The sequence below is a fragment of the Amazonocrinis nigriterrae CENA67 genome, from assembly GCF_016056305.1.
In the GTDB taxonomy this organism is placed as follows: Bacteria; Cyanobacteriota; Cyanobacteriia; order Cyanobacteriales; family Nostocaceae; genus Amazonocrinis; species Amazonocrinis nigriterrae.
In genome coordinates this window covers 67,727-86,989 of the sequence record NZ_JAECZC010000029.1, presented here as the reverse complement: position 1 = coordinate 86,989, position 19,263 = coordinate 67,727, and the positions used below count along the sequence as shown (strand labels likewise).

Sequence of the window (19,263 nt, the reverse complement as noted above, 5' to 3'; positions counted from 1 at the left end):
TATCATAGTAAAACTATCATATATAACTTAATAAAATGCCAATTAGGTAATAATTTAATTCAGCAATATCTAAAAAATAATAATTATTTTGTTCGGTAAACCGTACCACAAAAATATATTTTTACCATACACAATCCTATCTTTTTTGTTACTTTATATTCATGGCTCTAAAGGCAAGACATTTTGATTAATGGTTAACTAAGACTTTATTTGTCTTAACTATTCCTCATAGTTACTAAACCGCGCTTTTCAACAAAAAGCGTTAATATTGTTTATTCAATTATTGGAGTTATCAGTTATGTTGAAACACAAATTGTTATTGGATAAAGCTAGATATGCCAAGAAACCAGAAAAGAAAGAGATTGGAACTATCAGTAAGCAAATAATTAATAATGCTGTAGAACTAGCGATGGAAGAATTAAGCTATTACGTTACGCAACCTAATGGGCAAACCTGGATACCAGGATATATTGAAGGTGCAAGAACAGCAGATAATTGGAAAAGCCAATCTGTATTTGCTTTAGATTTTGACGGTGGTATTACTTTTGAGAAAGTGAAGTTGAGGTTAGAAGAGTATGGTTTAGATTGCTGTTTTGCTTACAATACATTTAGTAGCACTTCAGAACTGCCGAAATTTAGGGTTATATGGCAACTAAATCAAACAGTTACAGATATAGATTATAGGAGCAATATTCAATTAGCATTAATGTACTTGTTTCCAGAATCAGATAAGTCTTGCACAGATGCTAATAGAATGTACTTTGGTGGTATTGATATAATTTACAAAAATTATGATTATTATCTTGACATAGATATTTTATTAGAATCTGGTGAATTTTATGCTGTTAGAAATAGCAGCAGTAAAAATATGAAAAGAAATATAAAAAAAATTGATGAGCTTTTAAAAATAAATCAAAATGGAAGCAAAAAACGCACTCTCTATAATATTAATATAGGCACTGTGGAAAATGCTTCACAAATACAATCTATCAGAGGAGTTGATTTTGAGCAATTGAGAAAAGAAATGCAAATTCTTGACGATTTCATGAATCCAAACATTAAGTTAAAACATCCTATTCTGCTAGGGTTAGCAACAAACCTTAGATACATAGAAGGTGGTCAAGAATTGTACAAAAAATGTATTCAAGCTAATTCGCAGTATGCCCAACAAGAAAAGTTCAACATAATGACATACTGCAAAACAGTCAATTACTACCCCAAGAACTTAGAAACTTTTAGTCCTTATGAAGAAGATTGGGAATATCGTAATTTATTAGAAGCTGCAAAGAAGAAACAATTAGTAAGAAAACAAAAGTATCACACTATATCTATAGAACAAGCTAGACAAGAATTACAATCTATATTAGAAAATATTATGAAATCAAATGATACTGATGTTCATATTGTAAAAGTACCTACAGGAGCGGGTAAAACTGAATCAAGCACTAATTTTGAAAACGTAGTAATAGGACTACCGAACCATAGTCTTAAAGATGAAGTTGCTAATCGAATCAAAACTGAATACCAAGTAACTCCTAGTTTTGATGGTTTACCAAAAGATATTATAGAAAAATTGAATTATTATTATTCAATTGGAGCTATAGGAGAAGCTAATAGGTTTCTAGATGACCAATCTAAAGTAGATCAACAAGTAAAAGATTATCTCGATGCTTGTAGTGTTTGCTATGCTTCCACAAATACTGTAATAACTACACATCAAAAAGCTTTATTTATTGAATGGAAACATGACACTATTATTTTTGATGAAGATATTCTTACTTCTCTTTTACCTATTGATACAGTGAAAATTAGTGATTTACTTAATCTAGAAGCTAATTTAAAAAATGAGAATGACAAAAAAATTATCAGTAAATTAATTGATGATATTAGACAAAATGACGATATCGTTCCTAAAAAATTTAACTTAAGTCAATTTAAAGATTTTACAGCTATTGAGAATGAAGTATTAAATGGTAATGTTAAATATGAAAGTAAAATTCTTTATTTCTTCAATAGTGATTATTTTTTGGTCGATGCTAATGATAAGTCAACCATTCACTATATAATAAAAAATCCATTACCAATAGATAAAAAAATTATTATTCTTTCGGCTACTGCAAATGAGACAATTTACCGTTTTATTTTAGGTGATAGGTTAAAGTTTCATCAAGTTACTAATATTGACATGACTGGTGTAATTCAACAAAACACAAAATACTCATTAAGTAGGTCTTATTTTGACAAACATATACATAATGTTACAAGTGAAGTAGGAAGTTTACCTGTAATTACATTCAATCAATATAAACACTTATTTGATAATGCTGTAGAGGATATGCACTTTGGTAAAACTACAGGATTTAATAATTTAAAAGGACAAGATATAGCTGTAGTAGGAACACCACACGCTAATCCGAAAACAATTATTTTATATGCAGTTGCTTTAGGTATGCCAGTAGAAAGTAATGCTTTTGAAGCAATAAGACAACAATGTGTAGAGCATAATGGTTTTAGATTTTGGTTTAATGCTTATGATAACGATTATTTGAGAAACATACAGTTTCACTTTATCGAATCAGAATTAAAACAAGCGGTAGGACGTGCCAGAGTAAATGCAGAACCAGCATTCGTCAAACTTTATTCTAACTATCCTCTTCCTGAAGCTTGTATTAATGATGAAGAACTTAGTGAAAGTATGCAAAAGTTAGAAATAAATCGTTCTTTAGCAGCAAGTAATGATGAAACTAACAACACTGAACAAATATAAATAACAGAGATAAGGTAGTAAGTGCTATTTAGCCACACTTACTACTATTTCCCTGTATCATGTTTCACCAATATTATGTGTAATTAATCTGAATATCGTACCTGAGTGCGTTTTTAATTATAATTACTAAATTAACTTTTTCTAACTCCGGCGCACCTAATACAGCACGAATAATATTATTCTCTAATTGTGTATTAAATGCCTTTATAATACGGTCTTGTTCACGAATATAGTTTGATAGCTGTTGTGTATTTGATGCTGGTTTACGAGGTTTTTGATACTCGGTAATGAGATTATTCTGATTAAGGATAAATGAAGTGAGCATTGACTGTACTGTTAAATGTGTTAGTTGCAAGAAACTAAATGTAATATTACTGTTAGGTATAATAAGTAACTTTACTATGGTAATTTTTCCATATTCATAGATACTCTGATAATAGTGAGAGTATTATGAGCATTAATTAAATATGGATTACGCGATCTCAATGTATCAAGCTGGTAGAAAAGTCTATCCAGAAGAATGTAATTTTAATTCCTATTCCGAGCTAGGTTTACTTTGTCCTGAGTGTAAACAGGAAGTTTATTTAAGAAAGGGAGATATTAGAAAACCTTATTTTGCTCATCTTCATTCTACTAACTCTAGACAAGTGAAGCAATGCAGTCTAAGAGTATCATCTGATGAAAACGCTATAAATACAAATATCTTTATTGAAGATAGAGGACAAAGACTAAAATTATTTCAACAACAATTTTTAAGTATGTTTTATATTGGACGTGAAAAACTTGTTAATGATGTGAATTTTAATTATTGGATTAATTCAATAAAAGATGATAATAATCAAGCGTTTAATAATGCTATTGATGATTGTCTTGAATATATTATAAAGAATCGACAATCATTGGAAAGGAAGTATATTGTTTCTTTAAATAAGATTAAAAATAAACAAATCCGACTTCAACAGCAAATAGCATTGGAAGCAATGAACTATTTGTGTGCAAATGCTAAGTTTAATTTCAATTTAAGATATTTAGTATCTTATAGTATATACGAATATTATAAATATGAAAAACATAAAATACTTCAACAAAACCTTATAACGAAAGATGTAGATAGAATATGTCAACATACAGTAAAAATAATTATACTTAACCCTTGGCTATCAGCCCTTAAAAATACAGAAATTAATGATATTAATAATAAAACACAGCCTAGCATCATCAGAATTAATAAACAAAAAATCTTATCTACTTCTATTCAATCACCTATTCAGCCACCTATTCCTTTCATTTGCTACGGAGGTAAGAAGTTAGAACACACATTACGCTACACACTCGAAATAACATCTACTAAACCATATAAAATCAGTGTTTATTATCACTTAGTTAGGAGTCGTAAGGGTAAGTTAATTAACGATAAAATTGAAGTTTTTACTATTGAGGCTGGTATAGGATACTTAAAACCAACGTTCGATATCATTCCATTAAACGACAAGCTAGTTTTTTCTAGCCAAGTAAATGGTAAAAAAACTAAGTTTGATTTTCACTATAAGGTGATTAAGTTATTAGCATTACCATACTGGATTGATAACGCATCACAGTACGTTCAATTAAATGAATTAGCACCTATCTGGTTAGTAATTAGTAAGTTATGGTTAAAAGCTGATATAGAACAAAATGAAGCATTAACCATAGAAGACACACTTAAACAACGGCAATTTACAGAATTAAATTGGTGGAAATCATTGATTGAATCAGCTAAATTGTTACCTGATTGTGTGCAACTGCAACAAGGTCTGAAGTCAATTCCTAAACAGTATCAACACTTACTTAACTCAACATATTCTCAGATTAATGAATCATTAAAAGAGAACCATTTAAACCTATATCCAAAAGAAGTGTCCGAAAGTAAACAACAGTTATTAAAAGTAGAACAAACAAAAACAGTAGTCAATACTTGTAAATCAGGTTTATTTGATAATTGCTCACTCCTATTCCAAATAACATTAATACAAGGTGATTACCTCTACCATGTAAGTAATCCTATATTGTTGTTAGAAGTTTGTTTAGAGCAAGATAGACTCGTATTATATCGCTTAGGAGAAAGTTACAATTCTTTATTTAAAAGTGATAATTCGACTACTAAGTTAGAGAAGATATTAATACTAACTGATAAGAATGTATCTGAATTTCAAGAATTGAATATGATACAGGAGCGCACCAAGTTAATTGAGTTGGGAGTAATTATTACAAGTACATTCAATGTATACAAATGGCAAGCTACTCAACCACAATATGAAAAATTAGCTAAGTTACTCAATAAGTCTACTAACTTACCTGAAGAAGTTAGAAAGGAATATAGAGGATTATTTCTAACTAATGAAACTTTATCCATAGGTGATAGAGTTTTATGTAAAAAAGTAAATATTGGTAATAAGGTTATTGTAAAGAGTAGTCTTAATCAAACATTCATGAACGGTCACAACTCCCCTAAACCAGAATGCTTATGGTTGGAGCAATTACGCAATGATATTACCAAACGTATGTTGCAAGCTAACAAAGAACAAATAAAACAGAATGTAGAGAATTATATAGTCAATAACAGCGACAAAACAATATTAAAAGCAGAACACGACGTTAAAAAGTGTAACCAGTACAGTAGAGCTACTGTACGTAAATGGCAACCCAATGCTACAGATAGCGATATTACAAGATTAGGTTTCTTAATATGTGAATACATATTCACTAAATTAAACCTAAACAAATACGATGCTATAGGTTTATTACACAAACTAAAACATGATGAGCAAGCTTATATCAAACTTCGTGATACGGTAATAACTCCTGAACTAGGGCATCTGAGAGACGCTAGTACACTTGGTTCTATTTGTTAGTATGATTAATAATTTAGTAGCGAAGCAACACCATTGTTTTTTTAACTTTTATTTATGAATTTATTATAGATACTAATGCTATTTACTGACGATTAATGTACATTAGTAGACTTAGTTAATTAAATAAATTGATATATGATGGATTGCAGTGTGTTTATAGTTAATACTGCAATTATTACTCTCACAATGCGCCCTGTTTACCATAGTGTCATTATGATATTTAGATTAATATGACATTAATAAAGTCAACAAAATATTGAAATAACTATCGTTAAACATAGCTATTAATTTGTATTTTTAATAAAGTTTTATATTTTTTTTTAAATTATCAAATAAATATTTGAAGTTATTTGAGGCGTTCATTTAATGGAATTTGTTCTTTATCTCTATGCTGAGGACAATAGATATTTTGTGAAGTTCGGTATATAGTAAAATAGATTTTTAAGATTGTATCACGCTCCCTTTCTGTAATTTTATCTTCATCTATTTTATTAGTTAATTCATCGTATTTGTTGTTTATTAAATTAAGTTTACTCGCACCTTTATCAAGTTTATTACAATATTCTTTAGCTTCAGATATTGATTTTTCTCTACCAAAAAGTTGTTGATATGCTACTTTTGTTGCACTATCGTCTTCTAACATATAATTTAATTCATATTCAAATTCATCATCATGACTATTGTTTTTAACATTTTCATTTTCACTTTTAGCAGTTGAACAAGCATTAATACTAAATATTAATAACGCAACAGATGACAATATTTTTAAGTGTTTTTTCACAACTATTCTCTACTATTAATTAATCATGTTAGATAAAAAGTATATCAATTTATATACTAAATACACTTAGTAAATACACTTAATAATCAAACTTAAACACTCAAATTGAAAAACTAGAATTAGTATTGCAGATAGAAAAACTGGTAAATGACACTGGCTAATACTGCCACAATGAAAAGAAACTAAACACTCAATTTATATAGATAATTACTTAAGATATAGAGATTGTTTTCTATCTAGGTGCTTCTGTACCTAATTAAGCGTCTTTTGACGTGATTATTTGTCAAATATCATTACTTGCCTCTGTAAGGCTCTGTAACTGTTCTTGTAAAGCTAATGTAGTTTTGATACCTGAAACTCAAAACAGAGGCATTACAGGCTAATATAGCGCGAGTAGTTAGCTAATATGGTTATCTTCTAACGCTTGATAAGTTTATCAGATAGGTTTAGCTTGAATTAATAACAATATTTGATGTAACTATTAAATCCAATAACTTTATCTCAATCAACCAGTTCCCCCTAGTAGTGGTTTTCAGGGTAAGATTAGGTGAGCGAGAGAAAACTGAGAGAAAATGACCTCTAGTTTTTGTGGTTAGTCTTATAATAAATGTAACGAGCGCGGAGGGATTTGAACCCCCGACCCACAGAACCGGAATCTGTTGCTCTATCCACTGAGCCACGCGCCCTTAATCTCTCCTATTATATCACACTTTGATTGTAATTGGGGAATGGGGCATGGGGCATTGGGCATGGGGCAAACAAATCCTTTTCCCCCTCATCCCCCTCATCCTCCTCATCTTTCCTACTTCCCTTCTCTTCGCAACTTGATATTAAAGATAATTGGCAGGGTTTACGGGTGAACCATTACGACGTACTTCAAAATGCAGGTGAGGCCCGGTGGATAAACCTGTGGAACCAACAGCAGCGATCGCTTGTCCTCGCTGTACTGTTTGCCCTTCGGATACAAACAGTTGGCTGGTATGACCGTACAGTGTGGTGATACCTTTGCCGTGGTCAATAATTACAGCTCTGCCATAACCACCGTACCAGCCTGCAAAAATCACTGTACCCGAATCGGCTGCCCGAATTGTACTACCATAGCTAGCAGCAAAATCTAGACCAGCGTGAAAGCGACGATAACCTAGAATTGGATGCATCCGCCAACCAAAAGGACTGCTAGTAGGAGCATCACTAGGATAGGCAAACACCCCAGTTCCTTGAATGATAATGCTTGTACGGCTGTTTGTCTTGGCTTGGGCTTCAACTCTAGCTCTGGCTTCTGCAATTTTCTGCTGAATTAAGGCTTCGAGATTTTTAGAATCTTGGTCTAGCTGGTTTTCTGCTGCTTCCAAGGCGAGGCGATCGCTATTTAAACGTTGAATCATTTCTGTCTGTGATTGCGCTTGGGCTTGATAATCAGCTTTTTGGGCTAATAATTGTTGACGAATCAAGGCAATTTGATTTTTTTGCTGTTCTACATCAGTTTTTTGTTTATTAATCTGGTTTGCTTGTTGGTTGAGTTTTGCCAAAATTTGCTGGTCAGCCTCAAACACTAGCTTTAATTGATGACGGCGGCTAATAAAGTCAGTGATACTTTGGCTTTGCAGCAAAACAGCCCATCCCTGACGCGTTGGCGATCGCTGAAGATAACGCAATCGCGCTACTGTTGCAATTTGACGTTCTTCATACAAACGTTCAGCCGCAGCTAAATCAGTTTCTAACTGTTGGAGACGTTGGGTAGCCAGTTGTAACCGCAGCTCGCTATCTTGAATGTAGCTGTTTGTAGTTTGTAAATTTTGGTTAATACCAGTTAAATGTTTTTGCGCCTCTAGTTGTAAATTAGTCAAGCGATCGCGCTCCTGAACCATATTCACGCGCTCTTGATTAATTTGTTGCTGCTGCTGCCGTAGACTATCTATTGATCCTACGGTTTCTGCATCTACTCGTAGGACTGTAATTATGACTAAACTAAAGTATAAAATACAGCTAAATATAATAGATATACAGTAGAAAACTTGTCTTTTGTTGAAAAATGACACTCTCATAGTGTGAGCCAAACCCAAGCAAAACTGCCAAACACTATGAGGATTATTCCCAAAATTTCTTGAATCTAACGGTTTTTCATGATTTGAGATTTGTGATCGCTTGCCAAGTCTAGATATTTACCACCTAGGGAAGAAGACAAGCGCTAATATACTTCACACACAACAAAATAATCAAAATCCTCTTTCCCCATTCCCCATTACCCATTCCCCATTACCCATTCCAAAATCCTCCTTAATTAATAGGCAAGTCATACTTGTAACTGATGACAAACAGTACACAAAACTGGTCAAATAAAAATAATGTTGCCCATGCTGGAGTAATGACAGACCGCGTTTTAATTCTTGGAGGACGGGGACGGATTGGTAGCAGTGTTGCTTTAGATCTAGCCACCCACACACAAGCAAAAATAACAATCACTGGGCGTTCCCCGGAGACTGTCAAAGGTGTTAGCCTGCCTTTGGGTGAACGAGTAGAGTTTTTAGTATTAGACTTGGCAGAAGTTGATAAACTACGAGAGGCGATCGCTAACTCCGATGTAGTCATCCATTGTGCTGGCCCCTTTCATTATCGAGATGCCAATGTTCTCAAAATCTGCATTGAACAAGGCGTTAACTATGTAGATGTCAGCGACCATCGTTCTTATACCAGCAAAGCTCTAAATTATCATGAACAAGCTGCTGCCGCTGGCGTCACAGCAATTATTAACACTGGTATTTTTCCCGGCATTTCTAATAGTATGGTACGTCAGGGTGTTGAGCAATTCGATAAACCAGAAAAGATACATTTAAGTTATTTAGTATCTGGTTCTGGTGGTGCTGGTGTTACAGTCATGCGGACAACTTTTTTGGGGTTGCAGCATCAGTTTAAAGCTTGGATAGATGGAGAATGGCAAGTAGTCAAGCCTTACAGTGAAAGAGAAGTTATTGAGTTTCCACCACCCTATGGACGGAGTGGAGTTTACTGGTTTGATATGCCAGAAACCTTCACCTTACCTCATGCCTTTCCATCGGTGAAAACTGTAATTACTAAATTTGGTTCAGTTCCCGATTTTTATAATCACATGACTTGGATAACTGCTCATGTATTTCCCAAATGGTTAATGCAAAAGCGCAGCACCATAGAATTTTTGTCTTATGTAAGTCATTTTATGACAGATGTGACTAATCGGTTCACTGGGATTGGAGTTGCAGTTCGTTCAGAAATTACAGGCAGAAAAAATGGTGAAACAGCCGTTTTTTGTTCCAATTTAGTACATGAAAATACAGCAGTGATTTCTGGTTATGGTACTGGTAGTATTGCCCAATTGTTGCTAGAAGGAAAACTCAAACATCCAGGAGTTACTCCTGTAGAAGAAGCATTACCAACAGATTTATTTATGGAGTCTATGCAAAGTCGAGGGATTAAAATTCAGCACAATTGGTTGTAGTTAGTTGTCAGTTGTCATTTGTCAGTTGTCATTGCTTATTTTCCTTGTCTCCCCATCTCCCTATCTCCCCTGCTCCCCATCTACCCTACTCCCCTGGTTCATCAATTGTGGCGCGAGGAGTAGTTTTTCTTTGGTTGCTAATCTTGTGTTCATACCAATCCATTAATGGAGTGGCACTAATTCCATGCACAATCACAGAAACTACAATCGTGGTGTAAGTTATCCAAGCAATTTTTTCAGCAGTTTCGCCTTCTAATCCTTTACCAAGGGCATAGGCAAGATAATATAAAGAACCAACACCACGAATACCAAACCATCCCAATAACCAGCGAGTTCGTGGATCTAGCCTTCGGTAGTGGGTATTCTCAGAATGTTGACCGATGGTGCTAATCCACACTCCCACAGGTCGGATGACTAAAACTAACAAAATTATTACTAACAAAGACTGAGTAGCATAGATCAGCATCGGCTTTGCTAATAATATCGACCCCAATAGCAAAATTGTCCCAACTTCCAAAAGCTTTTCAAGTCGCTCAACAAATTCTAATTGTGCTAGTGGCTTTTCTGGATTTTTGTAACTGCGTTGAACTACTAACCCAGCAATAAATACTGCTAGAAATCCATAGCCATTGACAAATTCTGTTAAAGAATAAGTTAGTAAAATTGTACCGATGGCAACAAAGTCCTCCATTAATTCATCAACAGAACGGCGTTTTTGGATTTTTTGGTCAATCCAAACTACTGCTTTTGCAACAAGAAATCCCATTACAATACCAGCTGCGATCGCCCAAATTAAATCAACTCTAATCCAATCTTTGAACCAGTGACTCCATTGATCATCTTTTAACGCATAAAGACCAAAATAAACGAAGGGAAAAGCTAAAGCATCATTTAACCCGCCTTCAGAAGTTAAACCAAAGCGTAATTCGTCTCTGTCTTTAGTATCTGTCAGTTGTACTTCTGAGGCTAATACCGGATCAGTGGGTGCAAGGATTGCTCCTAATAAAATAGCCTCTCCCCAATTCATACCTAAAAAAAGTTTACCTATAACAGCTAGAGCAAAAATTGAAATTGGCATTAACAATGCAATTAACCGCGCTGTAATCTGCCAAAACCCTAACCTAAGTGGAAGAATAATTTTTAATCCGCAGCTAAACACTGAAATTATTACCACAAATTCTGTGAGTCTCTCTAATAATTCAGCATTGAATACTTGATCGCGGCGTAATTGAATGAGTCCTATTCCATATGGGCCTAGTAAAATGCCAGCCACAAGGTAGATTAAAGCAAAAGAAAGAGGTAAGCGAGTAATCCAGCCTGAGCCTAATGTGACGACTAGTAGGAGTAGTCCTATCACAAACAAGTCAAGGATATATACGTCTACCATAAAATTATTTTAAAATAATCAAGATTGCTTTGTCAGTTTAGTTGCAGTAGCTTTTTTGGTTAAATTACCTGAAGGTAGATTTCCGGTATAAATCACGTTCATTTATACCTCTATTTAGTTAGCAGATATAATCGTGTTGACTGATGACTGTAACCAGGAGTCAGCGCCGTGGTGTTAGCGACGTAGGAGCGTCGGCAATGTGACAAAAGTGGTTTCCACGCCACTTGCTCCCCAAGTGTAGCAAGTGGCGTCAAGTGGCGTGTAAGACTGAGGCTACCTCACCGCAGTGGCTCGCCATGAGGAACTGATATTTTCAGATTTTATGGTTATTAATTGTGTTATTTTTTAGTAAAGATCTATCTTTTTATAAAAATTTCTATCAGTTATGAGAACGGTTGCACAAAAAATCAAAATAAATTTAGTAGTTAATAGTTTAAAAGATTTAAAATTTTTATCTGAGATTCTCCAAGAAGAAGGTTATCAAGTAGAAGGATTTATTTCTGGGCAAGTGGCAATCAATGCAGTATTCAAAATGCTGCCTGATTTAATTTTAGTTGACACGATTATGCCTGAGATGGCTCAATATGAAGTTGAACAATATTTGACAGATCATCACCCAAATCAGGATATTCCTATAATTTTTATCGGTGCTATCAATCAAATACATAATAAAATTAATTTTTCTCAATTCGGTGCTGTAGACTATATTACTAAACCATTGTGTCGTGAAGAAGTTGTAGTCAGGGTAAAAAATAAACTCACTATTCAAAAGTTACAAAAAAAAATCAATAAGTTAAAAAAGCAAAATAAGCAACTACTTGGGGATATCAAACAATATCAACAGTTGACCGCTGAATTAAAACAACGATATCAGCAAGTAGAATCGATTATTAATACAACAAAAATAGGAATTTGCTTGACTGATAACAAAGGATATTTCGTAGAAGTCAATCCAGCATACTGTCAGATGTATGGTTTGACTCGTGAAGAACTCATTGGTCAAAAATTTACGCTGCATTATTCCAACTTAACAGTTGTAGAAAAAGCCAAGTTAATTCAGCAATATCAAGATTTTATTAATAATGGTTATGACAGTGAAAGTCAGGAATTATGGATTACACGCCAAGATGGTTTTCAGTTAAATGTAGAGATGACACAGGGAGTTTGTCACCAAAATGACGGGAAGACTTTTGTTGTCACTACCCTGATCAATATGAGCGATATCTGGCAGAAATTGACTTCGCGTCTACGCCAACAAACAGAAGATACAGAAGTTACCAATGATGCCAGTTGCACGCCACTTGCTACCCTGCGGTCAGCCGCGCAAAGCGCGTCTACAACCAAAGGAACCTTGGCAACGCACTGGCTGTCCCAAACGCCGTGGAAAGCAACCTCGACCACCCACAACGGCATGGAGTTTGCTGCCGCTTGCAATGAACTTGATCTGCTAAAGCAAGAAAAACAAGCGTATGACAAATTAGACAGCCCAAATCTGCAACTACTACAAGAACAAAACCCCGATCGCCTGTTAGTAGAAGCTGCATTAAAAGCCAGTGAAAGCAAATATCGCCAGTTAGTTGAGGCATCCCAAGATATCATTTGGTCGCTAGATATATCTGGGCAAATTACCTTTGTGAACCCTGCCGTCAAAAGAGTTTATGGCTATGAACCTGAAGAAATTATCGGGTGTTCTTGGGTTGATTTTATCTCAATTGATCAGATTGCTGACAATCAACAAATATTTGCACATCTTCTCAATGGCGAACCGATTTTCCAGCATGAGATTACCTGCATAGCTAAAAATGGTGACTGCTATTATCTGATGGTAAATGCGATCGCCTTCAAAAATGAACAAGGCTTGGTTATAGGGGCAACAGGCACAGCTAGTAACATCACAGAATACAAACGGGTGCAACAAGCCCTGCAAGAAAAAACTATTAAGCTCCGCAACCATAACCTAGTATTAACAGAACTAGCAAAAAATCAGCTACTATACCAAGGTGATTTAAAAGCAGCTTTCAGTGAAATAACAGAAGCAGGCGCTAAAAATATAGCAGTTGAACGAGTCAGTATTTGGCTATATAACGACACAGCTAGCTATATGCAGTGTTTTGACTTATTTGAACAGAGTCGCAATCAACACAGCGCCGAATTGACTTTATCAGTAGCAGACTATCCAGCTTATTTTCAAGCTATGCAACAAAACCAACAAATTGTTGCAGATGATGCCCACACCGACCCCAGAACCCAAGAATTAGCCGAGTTTTACTTGTTTCCATTCAACATCACTTCTACACTCAATACACCGATCAGGTTTGCGGGAAACACCGTAGGAGTTTTATGTTTGGAGGCAGTGGGAGTTATTCATTCTTGGACACTGGAAGACCAAAATTTCGCTCGTTCTTTAGGGAATTTAGTATCATTAGCCCTAGAAGCACAGAAACGCCAACGTGCAGAAGCCGCTCATCGGGCATCTGAAAAAAAGTTAACATCAGCCTTTAGAGCATCGCCTGACCCCATCGCCCTATCTACCTTCCCAGAAACTCGCTATACCGAAGTTAACGACAGTTTTTGTAGGCTTTTTGGTTATTCTCCTTCTCAAGTCATCGGTCGCACCAACAAAGAATTAAATATTTGGGTGAATCCACAAGAATGTACCTTCCTGACTCAGATTCTCCAACAGAGAAAAGCCATTCGCAACCATGAAGTTGATTTTCGCACTGCCAATGGTGAAGTAAAGACAACGCTGTTCAGTGCAGAATTGATCGAGATTGACGGGCAACAGTACATCCTGGGCACAGCTAAAGATATCACTGAACGCAAGCTGGCAGAAAATGAAAGCCGTTTATTACTGTTAACATCTCAAGCCATCACTCGCGCCGTTGATGTCAAAAGTGCCTTAAAACTGGTTCTTCGCTTAATTTGTAACACCATCAACTGGGATTTTGGCGAAGCATGGATACCAACAGATGATAACTCGACCTTAGAACATAGCTTGGTGTGGTACGCAGAGTCAAGCGACTTAGAAGAATTCGGTCGCCAAAGCCAAAGTGTGAAATTTCCTCTAGGCGCAGGACTGCCAGGACGAGTCTGGTATAATCGAGAGCCAGAATGGATAGAAAATGTTTCACAAGTCACAGAGCCAATTTTTTGGCGATCGCCACAGGCGGCTAAAGTGGGATTAAAAGCTGGTTTTGGTGTGCCAATTCTGGCTGGCAAGGAAGTCTTGGCAGTTTTAGTATTTTTTAAACGCAGATTACTACCAGTAGATAAGCGTTTGTTGTTGTTAGTACGTGCGGTTGCTGCTCAGTTAGGCGGGCTAATTGAACGCAAACATGTAGAAGCCGCCCACAGACTCAGCGAAGAACGTTTGCACCTTGCTCTAGAAGCTAGCGATTTAGGGTTGTGGGATTGGAATATCAGCAGCGGCAAAATCTATCGTGACTGGCGGTGGAAAAAGATGCTGGGATACAAAGACGACGAAATTCCAGATAATGAGTTAACCATGGCAGAACTGATACATCCAGAAGACCAGGCCACAGTCAACTCAGCCTTAAACGCCCATATCCAAGGCGCTACTCCGGTTTATGAAGTTGAATTTCGGATGCGTTGTTCCTCTGGTGAGTGGAAATGGATTCAGTCCCGTGGTCAGATATTTGAGCGTGACGAGAAAGGTACGCCTTTGCGGATGACAGGTACTCATAAAGATATCACAGAGCGCAAAACCCTAGAAAGAGAACTGGCTTTAAGGCAAGCCCGCCTCAATGCCTTTTTCAGCAGTGCCCCTGTGGGTTTACATATTGTAGATAACCAACTGCGGTTTGTGCAAATCAACGAACTGCTGGCAGATATTCATGGAAAATCTCAACAAGACCATATTGGCAAAACACTCCGTGAGATTGTTCCCAAGATGGCATCCTTGGTGACTCCGTTCTATCAACAAGTACTGTTGACTGGTCAACCGATTCTCAACCTAGAGTTAAGTATCCCATCACCCAAGCAACTGCATAATATCCGCCACTTCCTCACTTCTTATTTTCCCATACCAGGTGAGGACGATCGCCCCTCTGGTGTTGGCACTGTGATGGTAGAAATTAGCGATCGCAAACTTGCAGAACTAGCTTTACAAGAAAGCCAGCGACGGTATCAAACATTAGCCGAAGCCTCACCAGTTTGCATATTCCACGCTGATGTTGAGGGCAACGCCTTATATTTAAATCAACGCTGGAGCGAGATTACAGGACTGAGTTACCGAGATTCTTTAGGCAAAGGTTGGACAAGAGCGATACATCCAGACGACCGCGATCGCGTCATCAGTTTATGGCAAAAAGCAGTAGCATCAAGAACAGTACCAACTCAGTCTGAACATCGCTACTTACGTCCTGATGGTAAAGTCGTTTGGGTAATTGCTCAAGCTTTACCAGACATTGACGAAAATGGGGAAATTCAAAGTTATATCGGTACAATTACAGATATTACCGAAAGAAAAATAGCAGAAGAAGCCTTGCGCGAAAGTGCAGAACGGGAAAGAGCGATCGCCCAAGTAATTCAAAGAATGCGGCAGACACTGGATTTAGAGACGATATTTGCAGCCACAACCCAAGAATTGCGACAAGTCCTCAACTGCGATCGCGTCGTTGTCTATCGTTTTAATCTCCACTGGGATGGTGAATTTGTTTCAGAGTCAGTGGCAGAAGGCTGGATTTCTATGATAGAAGAACACAAAAATCACCCCCATCTGATGGAGAATGCATTCAAAGGTGACCGTTGCTTAGTGAACATCTTAAATAATGGAGATGAGCAAGAGCAAAATACTAATAATATACAAACAATCCAAGGCACAAGTTGCCGCTGTGTGCCAGATATTTACAAAGTTGGGTTTGATTCTCGTTACATCAACCTTTTGGAACGTTTTCAAGCCAAAGCCTACATCATTGTCCCCATCTTATGTGGTGATCAACTTTGGGGATTATTAGCGACTTATCAAAATTCTGTACCCCGCCAATGGAAAACAGGAGAAACTAACATAGTAGTGCAAATTGGCAATCAGTTAGGAGTTGCTTTACAGCAGGCTCAATTATTAGCACAAACTCAAAGACAATCACAAGCATTGCAAGAAGCTGTGATAGCTGCTGATGCTGCCAACCGTGCCAAAAGCGAATTTCTTGCCAACATGAGTCACGAATTGCGTACTCCACTCAACGCCATTCTTGGCTTCACCCAAGTCATGAGTCATGACAAGTCTCTATCTAGAGAACATCAACAAAACCTCACAATTATCAATCGTGCTGGCGAACATCTACTTAACTTAATCAACGACATTCTGGAAATGTCGAAAATCGAAGCAGGTAGAACCACATTGAATGTTATCAGCTTTGACTTGATTCACCTCTTGCAAAGCCTGCAAGAAATGTTGCATTTCCGTGCTGCTTCTAAGAAGCTAGAACTCATCTTTGAATATAGTCCTGATATACCGCAATATGTGCAAATTGACGAAAGCAGACTGCGCCAAGTCTTGCTTAACCTCTTGGGAAATGCCATCAAATTTACTATTAGTGGTAGTGTAACGCTACGGGTGTCAGTAGTCAGTAGTCAGTGGTCAGTAGTTAGTAATAACAAACAACTGCCAACTCACAACGGACAACTGACACTTCACTTCGAGGTACAAGATACTGGCCCTGGTATTTCTCCACAAGAAATTGACTTGCTTTTTGAAGCTTTTGGGCAGACTGAAAGCGGCAGAAAATCTCAACATGGAACAGGATTAGGCTTAGCAATTAGCCGCAAATACGTGCAACTGATGGGCGGAGATATTACCGTCAGCAGTAAGCTGGGTGTGGGTAGTACATTTAGCTTTGATATTCAGATTGGTGTAGCAAGAGCCAGCGAAATTCAAATACACCAAACTCAACGCCAAGTTATTGGTCTAGCACCAGAGCAAAAAGAATACCGAATACTGGTAGTTGATGATGTTACAGACAATCGTATTGTACTAGTTAAACTACTAGAAATTATTGGCTTTGCCGTGCGGGAGGCTGGAAATGGCCAACAAGCGATCGCTCAATGCTTAGAATGGCAACCACACCTGATTTTCATGGATATGCGAATGCCAGTTATGGATGGCTACGAAGCGACAAGGAAGATTAAAGCAAGGCAAATGGAAAGATGGAAAGATGGGGAAGAAACTCTCCCTCATCCCCCTCATTTCTCTTATCTCGCCCACTCTTGTGTTATTGATGCCTATCCAATTATTATTGCCCTCACTGCCAACGCTTTCGAGGAACAACGAGAGGCAATGATGAAGGCAGGTTGCGATGATTTGATTAATAAACCTTTCCGAGAGGAAGAAATACTAGAAAAAATCAGTAAATATTTGGGAGTAAAATATATTTATCAAGAAGAAAGTAATCAAATATTAGATGCGAGACAACAGACTCAAGAACAAATTTTAACATCTGAAGATTTACTGCCTTTATTATCTCAAATGTCCGATGAATGGTTAGCACAAGTATATAATGCCGCAGCCCAATGCAGCGACGATCTAATCTTTCAATTAATTGAACAAATACCTTCAGAAAATACTTTACTGAAAAAGTATCTCACAGATTTAGCTAATAACTTCCAATTTGATAAAATTATGGAACTGATGAGTATATAAAACTCTTCAGTGGGTCGCGTTTAGTTCCTAAATGACCAAATTATTAACTGTATGTTACCCTGTTTTAGATAAAGAAATCGCTTACAAAAATCACCTCTGAAAATGGGCGATTGCATTCTCAATTACCAGGTTATGGTGCAGTGACATTCAAAATATTAACTAGCAGGTCAAAAATTGGCGACCATACTAAAAAGGCGCAGACCTGGCGAGACCACGTAGAAAGTCGAATATCAGTAGATTGAAAAATTCTGCGTTAGCGAAGCTTACTGAAGGTATCGCCAGAAAAATAGTAGTCTATGATACAATTTCCAGGCGATCGCACAAAACCCAATTGCCCTAGATGAATAATAAAAAGTATTAGCTTCGCCTAAATCAATTAATTACTAGCTGAACACTGAAGTCATTCAATCAGCTTTCATCTGCTGAACAGCTAGTGAAGGGCGTCGCCACAAATATACAACCAGCCCTAAAAATGGTACAAGACGTACTACCCGTAGTACTGTTGGGTTACACCAATTGCGACGTGCCATATCATCTTTAACTAGCCATGATTGAAATAGCCAAAATACCAACAAGTCTATTAAAAATGAATATGCTAGTCGGTCAGTAGACAATAATTCTAAAAGAGCTGAAAAGCGTGTTGTTAAATCACCATACTCAGGACGTGCGAATGCTCCCCAAACCAGCGAAACCACAAAAATCATACCTAAAAATGCAGGTAGAATTCGGCTTTCTGCTATTTTTTCTAAAAATGTTAACGAATCTGTGGGTGGTTGAGGATTCGGTTGCCGTAATGCCAACCAAGGCAGAAAAAATACATTTGTGAGCAATGCCGTACCAATCAAAAATGGAACTATGGGAAATCGCTGATTGCGACCATCAATCACAAAGCCCCAAAATAGTATTGCCCAAGTTACCACAATGTTAAATAATCCCTCTAGTGCTGGATTGATAACTGGTGCGACATTTGGAGATACGATTGGCAGCACTAACCAAAAATTAAGGCTCAAATTCCATATTTCTTGTAATGTTTCAGATGTGATATGCAACAGTGATAATCCTGGAGGTAAATCACTCAGTAATAGATAACCAACATAAACTAACCATGTACTCCATAAGAATATTTTTGATAGAGTTACTGATGTATCTTTTTGGTGAAAGCTAAAAGTCTTAATAATGAGTTTTTTGAATTCGCTGAACATCACTTTATTGCTCTTATAAATATTACAGTTGAGTAATTAGGAATTACTCACTCATTCATGAATTACGAATGAATAGTAGCTAACTTTCATTATGAATTAAAAAAT

Annotated in this window: 9 protein-coding genes and 1 tRNA gene; 4 read left to right on the top strand and 6 right to left on the bottom strand. The window is 36.6% G+C overall.

The genetic code is table 11. The features are described 5' to 3' along the window. Positions 1-298 precede the first annotated feature (298 nt). Positions 299-2,767, top strand: coding sequence for a hypothetical protein (locus I8748_RS16235; RefSeq protein WP_198125612.1), 2,469 nt, complete (start codon positions 299-301; stop codon positions 2,765-2,767). Positions 2,768-2,840: 73 nt separating this feature from the next. Here I8748_RS16235 and I8748_RS16230 read toward each other — a convergent pair whose 3' ends face one another. Then, a complete protein-coding gene (locus tag I8748_RS16230) occupies positions 2,841-3,092 on the bottom strand; it encodes a hypothetical protein (RefSeq protein WP_198125611.1) in 252 nt (83 codons plus the stop codon). Positions 3,093-3,234: 142 nt separating this feature from the next. Between I8748_RS16230 and I8748_RS16225 the strand changes: the two genes are divergently transcribed. Further along, the gene (locus I8748_RS16225; RefSeq protein ID WP_214662596.1) at positions 3,235-5,658 is read left to right on the top strand and encodes a competence protein CoiA family protein; all 2,424 of its coding nucleotides are present in this window, start codon (positions 3,235-3,237) and stop codon (positions 5,656-5,658) included. A 346-nt stretch (positions 5,659-6,004) separates the two neighbouring features. Here I8748_RS16225 and I8748_RS16220 read toward each other — a convergent pair whose 3' ends face one another. The 3 genes from I8748_RS16220 to I8748_RS16210 all read right to left on the bottom strand — a co-directional run bounded on the left by I8748_RS16220 (position 6,005) and on the right by I8748_RS16210 (position 8,484). Further along, positions 6,005-6,439 (bottom strand): hypothetical protein, encoded by a 435-nt coding sequence (locus I8748_RS16220; RefSeq protein ID WP_198125609.1) that lies wholly within the window; start codon positions 6,437-6,439, stop codon positions 6,005-6,007. Between the two features lie 613 nt (positions 6,440-7,052). Beyond that, positions 7,053-7,125 (bottom strand) — tRNA-Arg (locus I8748_RS16215). A gap of 144 nt (positions 7,126-7,269) precedes the next feature. Further along, a complete protein-coding gene (locus I8748_RS16210) occupies positions 7,270-8,484 on the bottom strand; it encodes a murein hydrolase activator EnvC family protein (RefSeq protein WP_198125608.1) in 1,215 nt (404 codons plus the stop codon). A 320-nt stretch (positions 8,485-8,804) separates the two neighbouring features. Between I8748_RS16210 and I8748_RS16205 the strand changes: the two genes are divergently transcribed. Next, entirely contained in the window at positions 8,805-9,911 is a 1,107-nt protein-coding gene (locus tag I8748_RS16205; RefSeq protein ID WP_198125713.1) for a saccharopine dehydrogenase family protein, read from the top strand. Positions 9,912-9,996: 85 nt separating this feature from the next. Here the strand turns inward: I8748_RS16205 and I8748_RS16200 are convergent, their stop codons facing one another. Further along, on the bottom strand, positions 9,997-11,298 hold the full coding sequence (locus tag I8748_RS16200; RefSeq protein WP_198125607.1) for a cation:proton antiporter: 1,302 nt from the start codon (positions 11,296-11,298) through the stop codon (positions 9,997-9,999). A 385-nt stretch (positions 11,299-11,683) separates the two neighbouring features. Between I8748_RS16200 and I8748_RS16195 the strand changes: the two genes are divergently transcribed. Next, the gene (locus tag I8748_RS16195) at positions 11,684-17,956 is read left to right on the top strand and encodes a PAS domain S-box protein (RefSeq protein ID WP_198125606.1); all 6,273 of its coding nucleotides are present in this window, start codon (positions 11,684-11,686) and stop codon (positions 17,954-17,956) included. 404 nt (positions 17,957-18,360) lie between these two features. Here I8748_RS16195 and I8748_RS16190 read toward each other — a convergent pair whose 3' ends face one another. Then, positions 18,361-19,158, bottom strand: coding sequence for a hypothetical protein (locus tag I8748_RS16190; RefSeq protein ID WP_198125605.1), 798 nt, complete (start codon positions 19,156-19,158; stop codon positions 18,361-18,363). Between the last annotated feature and the right edge of the window lie 105 nt (positions 19,159-19,263).